This is a genomic window from Carnobacterium divergens DSM 20623 (genome assembly GCF_000744255.1).
Taxonomy (GTDB): domain Bacteria; phylum Bacillota; class Bacilli; order Lactobacillales; family Carnobacteriaceae; genus Carnobacterium; species Carnobacterium divergens.
This window is the reverse complement of record NZ_JQLO01000001.1, coordinates 504,171-517,854: the sequence shown is the minus strand read 5'-3', so window position 1 is coordinate 517,854 and position 13,684 is coordinate 504,171. Positions and strand designations below refer to the sequence as shown.

Annotated in this window: 19 protein-coding genes; 1 reads left to right on the top strand and 18 read right to left on the bottom strand. The window is 34.1% G+C overall.

The genetic code is table 11. The annotated features are described in order from the left end of the window. Window positions 1-5 precede the first annotated feature (5 nt). The 18 genes from BR52_RS02610 to BR52_RS02525 all read right to left on the bottom strand — a co-directional run bounded on the left by BR52_RS02610 (window position 6) and on the right by BR52_RS02525 (window position 12,404). Window positions 6-896 carry a polyprenyl synthetase family protein gene (locus BR52_RS02610; protein ID WP_034568865.1) on the bottom strand — a complete coding sequence of 297 codons (891 nt, stop codon included), beginning with the start codon at window positions 894-896 and terminating at the stop codon, window positions 6-8. Window positions 897-907: 11 nt separating this feature from the next. Beyond that, window positions 908-1,138: an exodeoxyribonuclease VII small subunit gene (locus BR52_RS02605; protein ID WP_034568863.1), complete on the bottom strand. Its 231-nt coding sequence runs from the start codon at window positions 1,136-1,138 to the stop codon at window positions 908-910. Next, window positions 1,138-2,475 (bottom strand): exodeoxyribonuclease VII large subunit, encoded by a 1,338-nt coding sequence (gene xseA / locus BR52_RS02600; protein ID WP_034568860.1) that lies wholly within the window; start codon window positions 2,473-2,475, stop codon window positions 1,138-1,140. The genes BR52_RS02605 and xseA overlap by 1 nt, the downstream gene beginning before the upstream one ends. A 22-nt stretch (window positions 2,476-2,497) precedes the next feature. Continuing rightward, entirely contained in the window at window positions 2,498-3,337 is an 840-nt protein-coding gene (locus BR52_RS02595; RefSeq protein WP_034573423.1) for a bifunctional methylenetetrahydrofolate dehydrogenase/methenyltetrahydrofolate cyclohydrolase, read from the bottom strand. Window positions 3,338-3,542: 205 nt separating this feature from the next. Further along, window positions 3,543-3,974 carry a transcription antitermination factor NusB gene (nusB, locus tag BR52_RS02590; RefSeq protein ID WP_034568858.1) on the bottom strand — a complete coding sequence of 144 codons (432 nt, stop codon included), beginning with the start codon at window positions 3,972-3,974 and terminating at the stop codon, window positions 3,543-3,545. Beyond that, on the bottom strand, window positions 3,971-4,396 hold the full coding sequence (locus BR52_RS02585; RefSeq protein WP_034568856.1) for an Asp23/Gls24 family envelope stress response protein: 426 nt from the start codon (window positions 4,394-4,396) through the stop codon (window positions 3,971-3,973). The genes nusB and BR52_RS02585 overlap by 4 nt, the downstream gene beginning before the upstream one ends. 46 nt (window positions 4,397-4,442) lie before the next feature. Beyond that, window positions 4,443-5,000 (bottom strand): elongation factor P, encoded by a 558-nt coding sequence (efp, locus tag BR52_RS02580; RefSeq protein ID WP_034568854.1) that lies wholly within the window; start codon window positions 4,998-5,000, stop codon window positions 4,443-4,445. A gap of 88 nt (window positions 5,001-5,088) precedes the next feature. Further along, window positions 5,089-6,156 carry a M24 family metallopeptidase gene (locus BR52_RS02575; protein ID WP_034568852.1) on the bottom strand — a complete coding sequence of 356 codons (1,068 nt, stop codon included), beginning with the start codon at window positions 6,154-6,156 and terminating at the stop codon, window positions 5,089-5,091. 153 nt (window positions 6,157-6,309) lie between these two features. Then, entirely contained in the window at window positions 6,310-6,645 is a 336-nt protein-coding gene (comGG, locus tag BR52_RS02570; protein ID WP_034568850.1) for a competence type IV pilus minor pilin ComGG, read from the bottom strand. Further along, window positions 6,642-7,133, bottom strand: coding sequence for a competence type IV pilus minor pilin ComGF (comGF, locus tag BR52_RS02565; RefSeq protein ID WP_081890689.1), 492 nt, complete (start codon window positions 7,131-7,133; stop codon window positions 6,642-6,644). The genes comGG and comGF overlap by 4 nt, the downstream gene beginning before the upstream one ends. Then, window positions 7,072-7,380 carry a hypothetical protein gene (locus BR52_RS02560; protein ID WP_034568846.1) on the bottom strand — a complete coding sequence of 103 codons (309 nt, stop codon included), beginning with the start codon at window positions 7,378-7,380 and terminating at the stop codon, window positions 7,072-7,074. Before BR52_RS02560 ends, comGF begins: the two co-directional genes overlap by 62 nt. Continuing rightward, entirely contained in the window at window positions 7,373-7,843 is a 471-nt protein-coding gene (gene comGD / locus BR52_RS02555) for a competence type IV pilus minor pilin ComGD (RefSeq protein ID WP_051915611.1), read from the bottom strand. The genes BR52_RS02560 and comGD overlap by 8 nt, the downstream gene beginning before the upstream one ends. Next, on the bottom strand, window positions 7,815-8,132 hold the full coding sequence (gene comGC, locus BR52_RS02550) for a competence type IV pilus major pilin ComGC (RefSeq protein ID WP_034568844.1): 318 nt from the start codon (window positions 8,130-8,132) through the stop codon (window positions 7,815-7,817). The genes comGD and comGC overlap by 29 nt, the downstream gene beginning before the upstream one ends. Next, the gene (gene comGB / locus BR52_RS02545; protein ID WP_034568843.1) at window positions 8,129-9,199 is read right to left on the bottom strand and encodes a competence type IV pilus assembly protein ComGB; all 1,071 of its coding nucleotides are present in this window, start codon (window positions 9,197-9,199) and stop codon (window positions 8,129-8,131) included. The genes comGC and comGB overlap by 4 nt, the downstream gene beginning before the upstream one ends. Beyond that, window positions 9,153-10,223, bottom strand: coding sequence for a competence type IV pilus ATPase ComGA (gene comGA, locus BR52_RS02540; RefSeq protein ID WP_051915610.1), 1,071 nt, complete (start codon window positions 10,221-10,223; stop codon window positions 9,153-9,155). Before comGA ends, comGB begins: the two co-directional genes overlap by 47 nt. A gap of 237 nt (window positions 10,224-10,460) precedes the next feature. Continuing rightward, the gene (locus BR52_RS02535; protein ID WP_034568840.1) at window positions 10,461-10,907 is read right to left on the bottom strand and encodes a universal stress protein; all 447 of its coding nucleotides are present in this window, start codon (window positions 10,905-10,907) and stop codon (window positions 10,461-10,463) included. A 227-nt stretch (window positions 10,908-11,134) separates the two neighbouring features. Continuing rightward, the gene (locus BR52_RS12510) at window positions 11,135-11,569 is read right to left on the bottom strand and encodes a GNAT family N-acetyltransferase (RefSeq protein ID WP_051915609.1); all 435 of its coding nucleotides are present in this window, start codon (window positions 11,567-11,569) and stop codon (window positions 11,135-11,137) included. 19 nt (window positions 11,570-11,588) lie between these two features. Further along, window positions 11,589-12,404, bottom strand: a complete 816-nt coding sequence (locus BR52_RS02525; protein WP_034568839.1) for a LysR substrate-binding domain-containing protein — start codon at window positions 12,402-12,404, stop codon at window positions 11,589-11,591. A 116-nt stretch (window positions 12,405-12,520) separates the two neighbouring features. Here BR52_RS02525 and BR52_RS02520 point away from each other — a divergent pair, with 116 nt between their 5' ends. Further along, entirely contained in the window at window positions 12,521-13,513 is a 993-nt protein-coding gene (locus tag BR52_RS02520) for a YeiH family protein (RefSeq protein WP_034568838.1), read from the top strand. The last annotated feature ends 171 nt before the right edge of the window (window positions 13,514-13,684 follow it).

The following is a 13,684-nucleotide window of genomic DNA, read 5'->3' as shown; positions in this document are numbered from 1 at the left end:
ATCGCCTATCTTTCTTCTATCAAAAGCATATCGGCAATCTCATTTAAAAGACTTGCGTCAAATACTTCATTATTTTTTTCGTAATTAAGAGCTTTTTTCGCTTGTCCTAATTCTTCATTTAACGCTTCAATAGCGCCAGTTAATGTCAATAAATTAGGATAAGTACTTTTTTCATGGATTGCATCCATGCCAGTTTCTTTCCCTAACTCCGTCACATCTCCAATAACGTCCATCACATCATCTCGAATTTGAAAAGCCAGTCCCAAATGAAGAGCGTATTGTTCAAGCGCATTTAAAGCTAATGATGAAACTTCTGCAATAATCCCGCCTGCTATAGCTGCAAAACGTAATAATTCCCCTGTTTTTCTAGCATGAATTTCTTTTAATTCCTTTAAGGGAACTTGTTTTTTTTCAGCTTCCATATCCGCCACTTGACCGGCAACCATCCCTGTTGGTCCTGCTGACTTAGCCAATGCTGAGATAAGCTTTACTTTTTTATCATTTGATAAAGGACTTATTGCAATCACTTCAAAAGCATAGGTCAATAGACCATCACCTGCTAAAATCGCCATATCTTCACCATAGACAATGTGATTGGTTGGCTTGCCTCGTCTTAGAGCGTCGTTATCCATTGCTGGTAAATCATCATGAATCAATGAATACGTATGAATGTATTCTAGAGCCGCTGCAACTTCAAATCCTGCTTTTGGATTTTTTCCGAATGACTTTAGTACCGCTAATAAAAGTAACGGGCGGATTCGTTTGCCACCTGCTGACACAGAATAGTTCATTGCATGATATAATGTTGAATTTGGTAAAATCTCTTCTTTTAATGTGTTGATTAAAAAGTCTTCAAACAAGGGCATTTGTTGCGTTTGAAAATCAATTAAGTTCATTTAGGTTCTCCTTATTCTGAATCTGTCTCAAATAGTGCTTCTTCACCGTTTTCATCTACCATTTTTGTTAGCGTTTTTTCAGCATTTTGTAACGTTTCTTTACAAATTTTGCTAAGACCTACACCTTTTTGAAATTGTTCTAAAGCTTCTTCTAAAGGAACATCGCCTTGCTCTAAGTTTGTTACGATTTCTTCTAGTTGTTGCATTGCTTCTTCAAATTTGATTTGTTTTTTTACAGTCATTAGATTTCCTCTACTTTCTTAGTCACTTTTGCTTCAATTTTTCCTTTATGCAAATGAATTTCAATCACTTCATCTTTTTTAACTTGTTCTGATTCTTTAATCACTTCACCATTTTTAGTGACATAACTATACCCACGATCCATGATTTTTAAAGGACTTAAATAATCAAGAGACTGCATTAACACGTGAATAGTTTGTATTTTTTCATCCATATAGCGTCTCATTTGAAGAGATAGTTGCTGGGTTAAAACCGCTATTTCTTGTTGTTTTTGTTCAACTAATTGTGTTGGATTATGAGCTTTTAGTCTTAATTCCAGCAAACTTAAACGATGATTATTTTGATTAATTTTCTCTTCTATATTGCGAAACAATCCCTCAGTTGCTATATCTAAATTTTGAGCATAACCTTCATATAGACGCTCAGGTTGTTTAAAAATATACGAACTTAAACTACGATTTAGACGATGATCTAATACGTCAATTTTACCTTTAAAAGCTTGCATTAAGCGAAGTTTTAATTGTTCTATCTTCATAAGTTCATCTGCTAATAATGGTACGGATAATTCTGCTGCTGCAGTTGGTGTAGCTGCTCTCACATCTGCTACTAAATCAGCAATTGTTGTATCCGTTTCATGTCCTACTGAGGAGATACTTGGAGTCGTGGCTTCAAAAATAGCTCTTGCAACAATTTCTTCATTAAATGGCCACAAATCTTCAATCGAGCCACCACCACGAGCGATAATCATCGTATCAAAATCGCCGATTTCTTCTACTAGTTTAATGTTTTTAACAATATCTTTTGCTGCTTGATTCCCTTGAACTAATGTAGGAAAAATTACTAACTGTACAATTGGATAACGTCTTTTAACCGTGGTCATAATATCTCTTACAACAGCTCCAGTTGGACTCGTAATGACAGCTATTTTTTTAGGGAAAGTTGAGATTAATTGCTTTGGTGCATCAAACAATCCTTCTAGTCGTAATTTTTTTTTAGTTTCTTCTAAAGCTTGATACAAAGCACCTACACCATCAGGTTCCATATGTTCTACGTAGATTTGATAATTTCCACTGGCTTCATATAAAGAGATGCGACCAACAATTAGGACTTTCATTCCCTCTTCAGGCGTAAACTTCAATTTTTGAAAAGCAGGTTTAAACATAATTGCAGAAATCTTAGCCTGATTGTCTTTTAAGCTAAAATATTGATGCGCATTTGGACGCATTCTAAAATTTGAAATTTCTCCTGTTAAATAGATTCGCTCTAAATAAGGGTCTTGATCAAATTTACGTTTAATGTATTTCGTTAGTGCTGTAACAGTTAAATATTCTGTCGTCAAAAGGATTCCTCCTTATTTGCTTCTATTGATTTCCTTTTTTACGTGCATTTTTGATTGTTTGATAAAGCAACATTGTAATCGTCATCGGGCCTACGCCTTTTGGAACTGGTGTTAAAAATCCAGCTACTTCGCTAACCTCACTCGTTGCCACGTCTCCAATCAATTTGCCGTTCTCATCACGATTCATTCCGACATCGATCACAACTGCACCAGGTTTGATAAATTCTTTTGTTACAAAATGACCTCGTCCTATTGCAACAACCAAAATATCTGCCTGTTTTGCAACCTCAACTAAATTTTTTGTTTTAGAGTGAGCGATAGTAACAGTTGCATCCTCCATTAATAAAAGCTGAGCCATTGGTTTGCCAACAATATTGCTACGGCCAATAATTACGGCATTTTTCCCGGAAATGTCAATATTATAACGTGCTAATAATTTCATAATACCATAAGGAGTGCATGGAATCATATCTGGTTTTCCAATTAATAATTTCCCCATATTTATAGGATGAAAGCCATCCACGTCTTTTGTTGAATCAATCGCATTTAGTACTTTATCTGCATCAATATGTTCAGGTAATGGCAACTGCACTAGTATACCATGAAAGTCATCATCTTGATTGAATTTTTCAATTTCTTCTAATAATTCAGCTTCTGAAATCGTCGCTGGATAACGTTCTACAACAGAATGAAAACCTAGTGCAATCGCTCTTTTTTCCTTATTTTTAACGTAGGTTTGACTGGCCGGATTTTCGCCTACTAGTAATACAACTAAACCAGGTGTAATTCCCTTGTTTTTTAATTCTGCAACCATTTCTTGCATATCTATTTGCATTTCATCTGCCAAACCTTTACCATCCATTATCGTTGCACTCACTACTGACCCACTCCTTAAAATTCATTTTGCATTTCTATTTTACCACAATAAAAAGCTTCAAAATAGTAATAAAGGCTTTTAACAACGAAAATAACGACAATTAAATCAAAATTTATTAAATTCATTCGTTTTTAGCTTCTTTAAAGAATTCCATAAAAAAAGAGACCCACAAGCAGTCTCTTTTTTATAATTATTCAGCTAGTTCATCGGCTACTTTTGCTAGAACTCCGTTAACAAATTTACGAGATTTTTCATCACTGTAAAGTTTTGTAATTTCAAGAGCTTCATTCAAAGCCACTTTAGCAGGAACGTCCGTCACATAAAGCATTTCAAAAATAGCAATACGTAAAATCATTAAATCGGTTTTTGCTAAGCGTTTCATTGACCAATTTGCTAGATTTTCTTCAATTTTTGCATCAATGACTGCTTGATGTTCGGTAACTCCTGAAGTTAATAATTCCAAATATTTAGGTACTGCAACTCTGTCTACCTCGTCAGCAAGCTCTTCGTGACTTGTTAAAGCCTGTTGCATCGCTTGATCCGCAGAAAGATCTTCGTTAGCAGCTAGTTGGAATAATGTTTGTAAAGCTTTTTCTCTAATCTCGCGTCTTGTTAAACTCACGCATCTTCACCATCTTCATCTTCTAAATCGATTAACTTTTGAATCTCAGCTTTTTCTGGGATAATTGCTACAACATGAATATTGACTTCAGTTAGTTCAATATCTGTCATAAACAATAATTGTTGACGAATTTTTTCTTGCATTTCTAACGCTACTTTAGGAACCGCAACGCCATAATTCAAGTAACAATAAACATCTACTTTCAAGCCTTCTTCATCGACTGTTAGACGGACACCTTTTTTATGATTTACGCGTCCAAATAATTCAGTCACTCCTGAAGTTAAGCTCCCATGCATTGCATAAACGCCTTCTACTTTACTTGCTGCGATTCCTGAAATCACTTCTATTACTTCTGGTGCAATTTCAATTTCTCCCAAGCTTGCTTTATTGTCTTGTAAGGTTAATTTTGATTCTTCAGCCATAGGGCAACCCTCCACTTTTTATATAGATTGATCTAATTTTTTCGTATTAAGCTCTTGATACATATGAATTATCTTGTGTGTTAACGATTAAAACATCGTCTACATTAACAAAGAAAGGAACGTTGATCATGACACCTGTTTCCATTTTAGCAGGTTTTGTTCCCCCTGAAGATGTATCACCGCGGATACCAGGATCTGTTTCTGCTACACGAAGCTCTACAGTATTTGGCAACTCAACACCTAATGTTTCAGCACCATACATGATGATTTGAACTTCCATATTTTCTTTCAAATATTTCAATTCTTCTTCAATTTGCGCCTCTTGTAATTCTAATTGATCGTAAGTTTCGCTGTCCATAAAGACATGAGCGCCACCACTTTCATATAAATATTGCATTTTACGGTTATCGATTTGTGCTTTTGCTACTTTTTCTCCCGCACGGAAAGTTTTTTCTTGAGCAGCGCCTGTTCTAAGATTTTTAAGTTTTGAACGGACAAAAGCCGCTCCTTTACCTGGTTTAACATGTTGGAATTCTACAACACGCCAAATTCCGCCATCAAATTCAATTGTCAAGCCTGTTTTAAAATCATTTACTGAAATCATTTAATTTCCTCCTAGAGCTTCTCTATTCTATTTATTTAGTGTAGCATTTTTTTCTCATTCTTACTATTGAATTGTTATTTCAATCTGATTATAAAATGATTAGTTCTTTTGGTGAATGAACAATTACTTCGTTGCCTGTTGACGTAATCACTAAATCATCTTCAATTCGAACGCCACCGATTCCTGGCAAATAAATACCGGGCTCATTCGTAATCACGTTACCTGGCACAAATGCTTTGTCTGCTAGTTTGGAAACATTCGGCCCTTCGTGAATCTCTAATCCAATCCCATGTCCTGTTGAATGACCGAAAGCTTCACCATATCCAAAGCTCTTAATATGATCTCTTGCTACAGCATCTAGTTCTTTTCCTGTCATACCAGGTTTTGCTACTTCAAGCACTTTTAACTGAGCTTCAAGTGTAATTTGATAGATTTCTTTTAATTTTTCAGTTGGTTCACCAACTGCAATCGTTCTTGTCATGTCAGAAACATAACCTTCATAATAACAACCAAAATCTAAGGTTACAAAATCTCCTTTTTCAATCAGTTTTGAACTCGCAACCCCGTGAGGCATTGCTGAACGTAAACCACTGGCAACAATCGTTTCAAAAGAAACGCCACTGGCACCCAAACTGCGCATGTGAAAATCAAGTAAGTTCGCAACTTCGATTTCACTCATTCCTGGCTTGATAACGCCTAAGATATAGTTAAAAGCCGCATCTGAAATAGAACATGCTTTTTTAATGGTTTCAATCTCAACGGTTTCTTTTACTTCTCTAAGACTTTCAATCAATCCTGAAACGGGTACTAAATCTGTTTCAACGGGAATAATCTCTTCAAGTAACTCAAAAGTTGAAAATGTAATAAAATCCTGTTCAAATCCCATTGCTTCAATCTTATTTTCTTCAACTAATTTAACAACTTCATCAAAAATTGGACCTTGATTTTGAATTATTTTAAATCCTACTGCTTGTTTAGCAACTTGCTCTGTATAACGAAAATCCGTTATAAAGTAGGCTTCATCTAATGTAATAACACTTAAACCCGTTGTTCCTGTAAAGTTAGAGACATAACGTAAATTATAAGGGCTTGTTACTAATAGCGCATCTAAGCCTCTTTGTTTCATACCCTTACGTAATTTTTCAATTCGATTCATTGACGTTCCCTCCCAAATCTTTTTTATTTAAATGGTACTCTTTCGTCCCATACAAATTTATACAATTCATTTTATTATATCGTGAAACCCGTCTGATTACAACGAATATTCTACTTATTCTAGTCATTTACAGCAATAAAAAAGAGCAACCATTTAATTGGGTTGCTCTTTTTCTGAAAATTGAATATTTTCTTTTTCTTGATAGCTATTTTTCAATGTAGTTTGTACAGCAAATTGATAGGCATCTTGTTTTACTATCTCTACTTCTCCAGACTGAAATACAAATTTCCCCTTTGTCCAATTTTCATGACTTTCTTCTTTTAACTTTTTTTTAGTTAAAGAAATCATCGTTTTAGCTTGATAGTGATCTTTCGTCACCTGTAATTGTTCGAATTGATTTTGATAGATTTTCAAAGTTCCTAGTAATAATAAAGTAAGAAGGATTAGAAAAACTAATGCTGTTGGGAGTAAGGCACCTTTTTGATTCATTGTTTCAGCTCCTCTTTAAAACAAGCTGGAAGTTGATTTCGATACCTTTCTTGATTTTCAAATTGAACTTCAAGAACAATTGAATTGGCTTTTTTTTGAAATGTCAGACTTTCAACTTTTATTAAAAGTGGTTGATGCCCGCCTTTACTCGTTCTTTTGCGAACCATCTTCTGATAATTTTCATAGTAGCTAATCCTACCTTTGGCATTTTCAGTTTGAATGTTATCTTGCGTTACTTTAATTACGATTTGATTTTGCCATTCTTTTTCTAATTGATTTAAAAACAAATGCCATTCCAATTGGCGGTCTTGAAAAGTTTGCCTTCGAATCAATTGAAATTGGCTCACACCGATTGAAAGAAGAGAGATACTTAAAACTAAGATAAAAAGGGCGCAAAGCGTTTCAATTAACGTAAAGCCCTTTTGATTAGTCAAAGTTTGTGTGAAGTAGTACTTCTTCTTTAGACAAGTGAGTCGCTTTATCAACAACTTTAATTCCTCCTAATCCTTTATTTTCCAATAGTTTAATCTCCCATTCATGGCTGCCGGATTTCCAAACACCTGTTTCTGACATCTGTTGAGTTTGCTCATATAAAATTCTACTAGCTTCTACTTCTAGTTTTTGCTCTTGAATATGGTTTAAGAAGCCAATTACGATTGGCAAATAAACCAAAATGCCAATCGTAATCAATAAAAATGTGATTAATCCTTCAACTAACAAATAGCCCTCATTCATTCTCCAATACTTCAAAAAAATAACGCCCACTTCCAATTTGAAATTTAAATTGATATTGCTTTTTGCTACTATTAAAATAAATTGTACTAAAACTAGATACATTGCCCGTTCCTGAATTAAAGTAAAAAAACTTATCTGTTGGTGTCGTCAGCTTTTCAGGTAAAAAAAGTGCTTTATTTAAACGATGTGCTGGTTGCCCCTCCATTTCATACTTAATCTTCCCAGCTTTTAAAACAGTAATTTTCGCTCGCTCATTAGAAAGTAACGCTACGGTTTGCATACTTGTCAATTTACTTTGAAATTCTTCAAAAAATAGATTGCGTTTTACTTCTTCTATAACTGACTTAGCGATAAGTGTCGGCATCAATAACACTATACTTGAGACAATTAAAACAAGTACGGTTTCTAATAAAGTGAACCCCTGATTGGTTTTTTTAAGGTGGTCCACTAACAGCTGTCCCATTAATTTTAATCCCTTTATCTTTGGCATTTTTCACCTGTTTATTTTTCAAATAGCCTGCTTTTTCTAACATTTCAAAAGTAACGGATTCCACATTTCCTTTTTCTAATTGATACAGTTCAATTTGCGTTTCAACAACGGTCACGAGTGCATCTGTTCCTTGATGATCAATTTTTTCTTTTTGTTTTGTCACATTAGGTATTACGAGAATGAGCAACACCGAAATCACAAATAAAACCAGAATCATTTCCACTAAAGTAAATCCGTTGTTGTTTAATAGTTTTTTCTTCATCCAATTCCCTCCATCATTGTAAACATTGGTAAAAGTAGTGCTAGGTAAACACATAAAATGAAAAAAGCGACAATCATAAAAATCAGTGGTTGAATCCAATTTAAGCCTTTTTCTAATTTTTCAAGAAGTTCTTTTTGACAATCTTGTCCATAAATAGTCAGTTCCGCTCCCAATTTACTCGTTGTTTCGCCATGAAAGACGATAAAGCTTATTTCTTGGTTAAAAAAAGCAAACTGGTTGAAAATTTCATTAAATTTTTTCCCTTGTGATAATTCCTCTTCCATTATCACCGCTAATTCTTGCATTAAAGGCAGTGTTTCTTTCTGCTTCATTAACTGAATGATTTCTTGCATTGAACAGCCACTTTTAAATAAATGGCTCCATTCAATACTAAAATAGGCAGTATAGTAATGTTTAACCATCTTCCTTAAAAAAGGCACATAAGTGAAAAAGGTCGTTTTTTTTATTGCAGATAATTGAGCGAGACGTCTATTTAATACAAACCAAATCAAGCTACCTCCTAAAACAAAATAAATAAAAATCGAGGGAAAATGCAGAATCAAACCAATTGAAAACCGACTAATAAAAGAAACTTCTTGCGTATTTTGCTGTTGAAATAATTGTTCAAAATGCGGCAGTAATAAAATTCTCATTGCTAAAACAATTCCTATCATCAACCCCATTAATAACAAAGGGTAACTAAGAATTTTCTTTAATTTTTGTTGTTGTGTTATTTTTTCTTCTATAGTCTTTCCTGTTGTCAATAAGGTTCGACCAAACGCACCATGAACTTGTGCTAAATAAAGTTGAGTTGTAATTTGTTGATTAAAATTTTTTTCTTTTAAAAGTTGATGAAATTCATGTCCTTCTCCTAGTCCAGTTATGATACGTTGAATCAACACTTTTTCTTTTGGCATAATCATTTTTAAAAATACTAAGGCTTCTTTAAGAGTAAATCCCTCTTCTATTAATAATCCCGTTTTTATTAAGAAATAGGCTTTTCTTTTTTCAGTAAATTTTTTATCTAATTTGAAATTGCTGATAGCTTTCTTTTGTAATATATCCATACGCATAAGCCTTTCTTAACACTTCATTAAATCCATTAGTTTGTTTTCGATTAAAAATTTCTTCTTGAAGCTCTTGTAGTCTTTTTTCTAATAGTTGATAAGATAAAATTTCGTATAATGTTGCTTTTTTATGATCATGAGGAAAATGGGTACAAAAAAAGTGACAATTCCCCTTACATAATGAACATTTTTTCGCAATCAATCGTTGGCTTACAACCGCCAATAATACTTGTTGCAACTGCAACAAGCTAACACCTAATTCTAACATTCTTAAAAGAACCCCTTCTGTATCTTTTGCATGAATGCTCGCTAAAATTAAATGCCCAGTTAACGCGCCACGTAGAACATTTTTAGCGGTTTGACTATCTCTAATTTCTCCCACAATCAAAATATCCGGATGATGCCTTAAGCTTGCTTTTAAAATCACTTCATAGGTAATACCGGCTTCTTCGTTAAGCTGAGTTTGAAGAAATTCTGGTTGTTCTATTTCCACAGGGTCTTCTATCGTAATAACTTGACTTTGCTTTTTATCGACTTGTTCTTTGACTAAATGATACATTGTCGTCGTTTTTCCTGAACTTACCGGACCTGAAAATAAAATTAAACCACTTTTGGCTGATACTAATTGCTGCAGTTCTCCAATCGCTTTTGGGAAAAAGGTTGTTTCTTCTAATTTGCAGTCTTGTTTACTCAGTAATAGACGAATCACCATTGACTCTTGATAATTAAAGTTTGTGATCGTTGAAAAACGTAATGATTTTTGTAGTTCTCCTATTTCAAGTTCAGCTGCGCCACTTTGTGGTTTACGTTTTTCACTGACCTCCATATTGGCTAAAAATTTAAAATACGCTATCAAACGGGAGCCTAACTCTATAGTTACTTTTTGCCATTCAATTAGTTCGTTACTTGTTCTAAAGTAAATACGATAACGGTTCCTTGTCGGCAAGATATGGATATCACTTGCGCCTCTTTTTGCTAAATTTTTAATCAAATGTTTTGCAAATTCTTCAATCGATTCACTCATTATTCCCTCCTTTCCTACTCATTAATAGTATTCGCAAATTTGTCATGCTTCATTTTTTTTAATAAAAATAGAGACAACGATATGTATTTGACAGCTTCGGGAACGAATGAATCAAAATTGATTATGTATGCCACCTATTAAGAAAATAGGTGGTCTTTTTAATACAAAAAAGCCCTCTACAACAACGTAGAGGGGCAGACATTAGATTGATATAAACTTAGCACACATTTTCCTAACTTATTTACGTACCACTAGCACATCACATAACGCATGGGTTACTACATAACTTGATACCGAACCCACTAGAACAAGCTCAACTGCATTTTTACCTGTAGCACCTACAATAATTAAGTCGATATTTTCTTTTTCAGGGATATGGGTGGCAATTAATTTTTTTGGACTTCCAATTTTGAATATACTCCGAACATGGTTCAGCTCTTTTTTTGCTTTACTTGATAAATCAGATAAATTCTCTTCAATTTTTTGTTCTTCAATATTTAATACATAAGCAAATTCTTTGAGATTTTGAGTGATATTGTTTAACCCCTTATTATCATCTAAGACTTGCACAATAACTAACTCTGCATTATTTCGTTTAGCAACTTCTACCGCTTTATAAAACGCATGCTTCGATTGCTCCGATCCGTCCACCGCTACTAAGATACGTCGATATTCATTTTCCATTTTCTTCGCCTCCCCTTTTCTTTATTATAGCGGTTACAGTTTTAAATGTACAAAAATACCATCTAGTTGTTAGGAAGGCTGCTGAAAAAGTAGGATAATTTAAGCTATCTAAAAATAAAGTTTTTTAGATAGCCTTTTTATAAATGATCTTTTTTTTTGATTTTCTAAATCCATGATTACTCTGGTTTTTTCTTTCTTCATTCAACATCCTTTTCCGCTTTTATAGTTTAAAATAGCTTTAAAATATTTTTCTGTTCTTTTCGAATTTGATAACCTGATTTTTCATAAAAACAATGAGCCTTGTGACGTTCAACACCAGAATGCAGAATCACTCCATCCATTCCATGATCTTTACTCCATTCCTCCACGCGTTGTAACAACTGACTGCCAATTCCTTTTGAACGGCTATTTTCATCTACTACTAAAGCGATTAAATACGTTAGCGGTTCAAATAACAAAGAATCTAATACTAGCCACTGGGCAAAACCTAAAATTTCTCCATTACTCGCTTCGGCTACTATAATGGTTGTACCGTTGGTTTTATCTTTTTTGATTTTAGTTAGTCGACTTGCTGTTTCTTCCACAGTCATTGGGTAGCCTAACTGATTTAACAATCGATTGATTGATTGCTCATCTTGTTGTTGCATTTCACGTATTTCCATTGATTCCCCTCCTAAATTTTTATTTATTTAATGCGTTAAAAAATGCCTCTACTACTTGTTGAAGGACTTTATTTTGTTGTTTGGGTTTGATTAAATACAGCTCCCTTTCTAACGGTTCTTTGAGGGATTCAAAGGGAATATTTCCTACTGCTTGCTTAGATATGAGTGTTTTCCCAATGCCTTTTTCTAATAATTTTATGATCATTTCGTTGCTTTCAATAATCATTTTTTGTTGTGGCTGAATATTGTATGTGTCGAAATAATCCATCGTAAAATGATGGATGCCAGATCCTTTTTCTCTAACGAGCCACAAGGTCTCCTCTTTTTTACCAGCTACTACTAATTCATCTTTTAGAAAAGGAACTCGCTCTAATTCCGTTGTGGTAAGAGCGGCTTCAATAAAACCAAAATCCCACATTCGTGTTTCAACTTTTTTTAAAACATCCTCTGAATTGCTTAGATAGACTTCAAAATCAACTAATGGAAATTGTTCTTGAATATCCTTTAAAATCGCTGGCAAATAATGAACAGCAATCGTATGAGAAGCGCCAATTTTACACGTCGTTCGTAAAATACCTTTTAAAGACTGGACTTCGTGAATCGAATCTTCCCACAGTTCCAGCATTTCCTTACATTGAATATAAAATAATTTGCCACTTTCAGTTGGGCTCATTTCTGTTCGACCATTGCGAACAAAGAGCGGCGCTCCAACTATCTCTTCTAGTTTGTGAATTTGAGTGGAAACAGTAGGTTGGGAAATAAACAGCTTCTCAGCTGCAACGGTAAAATTTAGTTCTTCATAAACAACTTTATAGGTCTCTAAAAATTTGAACATGTTTTTTTAACCCTTTCCATAAAAAAAAGTAATTGAAATCATTTAAAATAACTATTTCCATAATAATACCATATCCCGTATACTTTAGTCATTAGATTAAAGGAGCTGTATAGTAAATGAATACAATCAAATCTTATTTCCCTGGGCTATTGTTAGCCAGTTGCGTTGCTTTAATCAGTAAAGGAATTGCTCTTATTTTCCCTAGCTTAGGGGCTGCAACATTTGCGATTTTAATTGGTATTTTTTTAGGGAATACTTTTTTTAAAAGTTCAATTTATGCAAATGGTACAAAATTTTCAGAAAGTAATTTGTTAGCTTATTCCATCGTGCTACTTGGCGGCACGATTACCTTTCAAACAATTTCATTATTAGGTGGACATGGTCTTTTATTTATTATGCTTCAAATGACTGGAACGATTTTTGCAGCGATCTATTTAGGGAGGAAACTCGCTTTTTCACAAAACATTCGACTATTAATGGCTAGTGGAAATGCAGTATGTGGCTCATCAGCAATCGCTTCTACTGCTCCTGTCATTGATGCTAACGAAGAAGATCGAGGCCTGACAATTACTATTGTGAATTTAATGGGAACTGTTTTAATGTTAATTTTGCCATTAATCAGTCTCTTCTTGTATCAGCAAGATACCTTAAAAAGCTCAGCTTTAATTGGTGGCGTTTTACAATCTGTTGGCCAAGTAGTTGCTAGTGGCAGCATGGTTAATCCTGAAATTTTAGCAATGGCAACGATTTTTAAAATTGTTCGGATTTTATTTTTAGTTGTCGTTGTTTACGCTTTTGGACACTACAAACAAAAAACAACTACAACGATTCAAAAGCAATCCTCAAAAAAAATGGTGAAGATTCCTTGGTATGTAATTGGTTTTTTTATAGTTTGCTTCTTTCGCAGTATTGGTTTTATCCCTGAATTTGCAAGCTCTTTGATGCATAGCATCAGTAGTTGGTTTGAAATTATTGCCCTTGCAGGAATTGGCTTACGCTTAAATTTTAGTCATTTATTAAAACAAGGCAACCGCTTGATTGTCTATGGTTTGACTCTTGGAACGGTACAAGTTTTGCTTGCTATGGCGCTGATTTTACTTCTGTTTTAATCAATCGTCCCCTTGCCTATTAAACTGTTTTATGCTATATTTTCACTAATTGATGTTACGTAAAACGACACTTAAGAGTGAGAAATATTCGTGTTTCACTATAAGGCTCCAGTGATTTGAACGCAATCACTTGGTGTCTTCTTTTTTGGGAATCACGTCAATTGGGAGAGG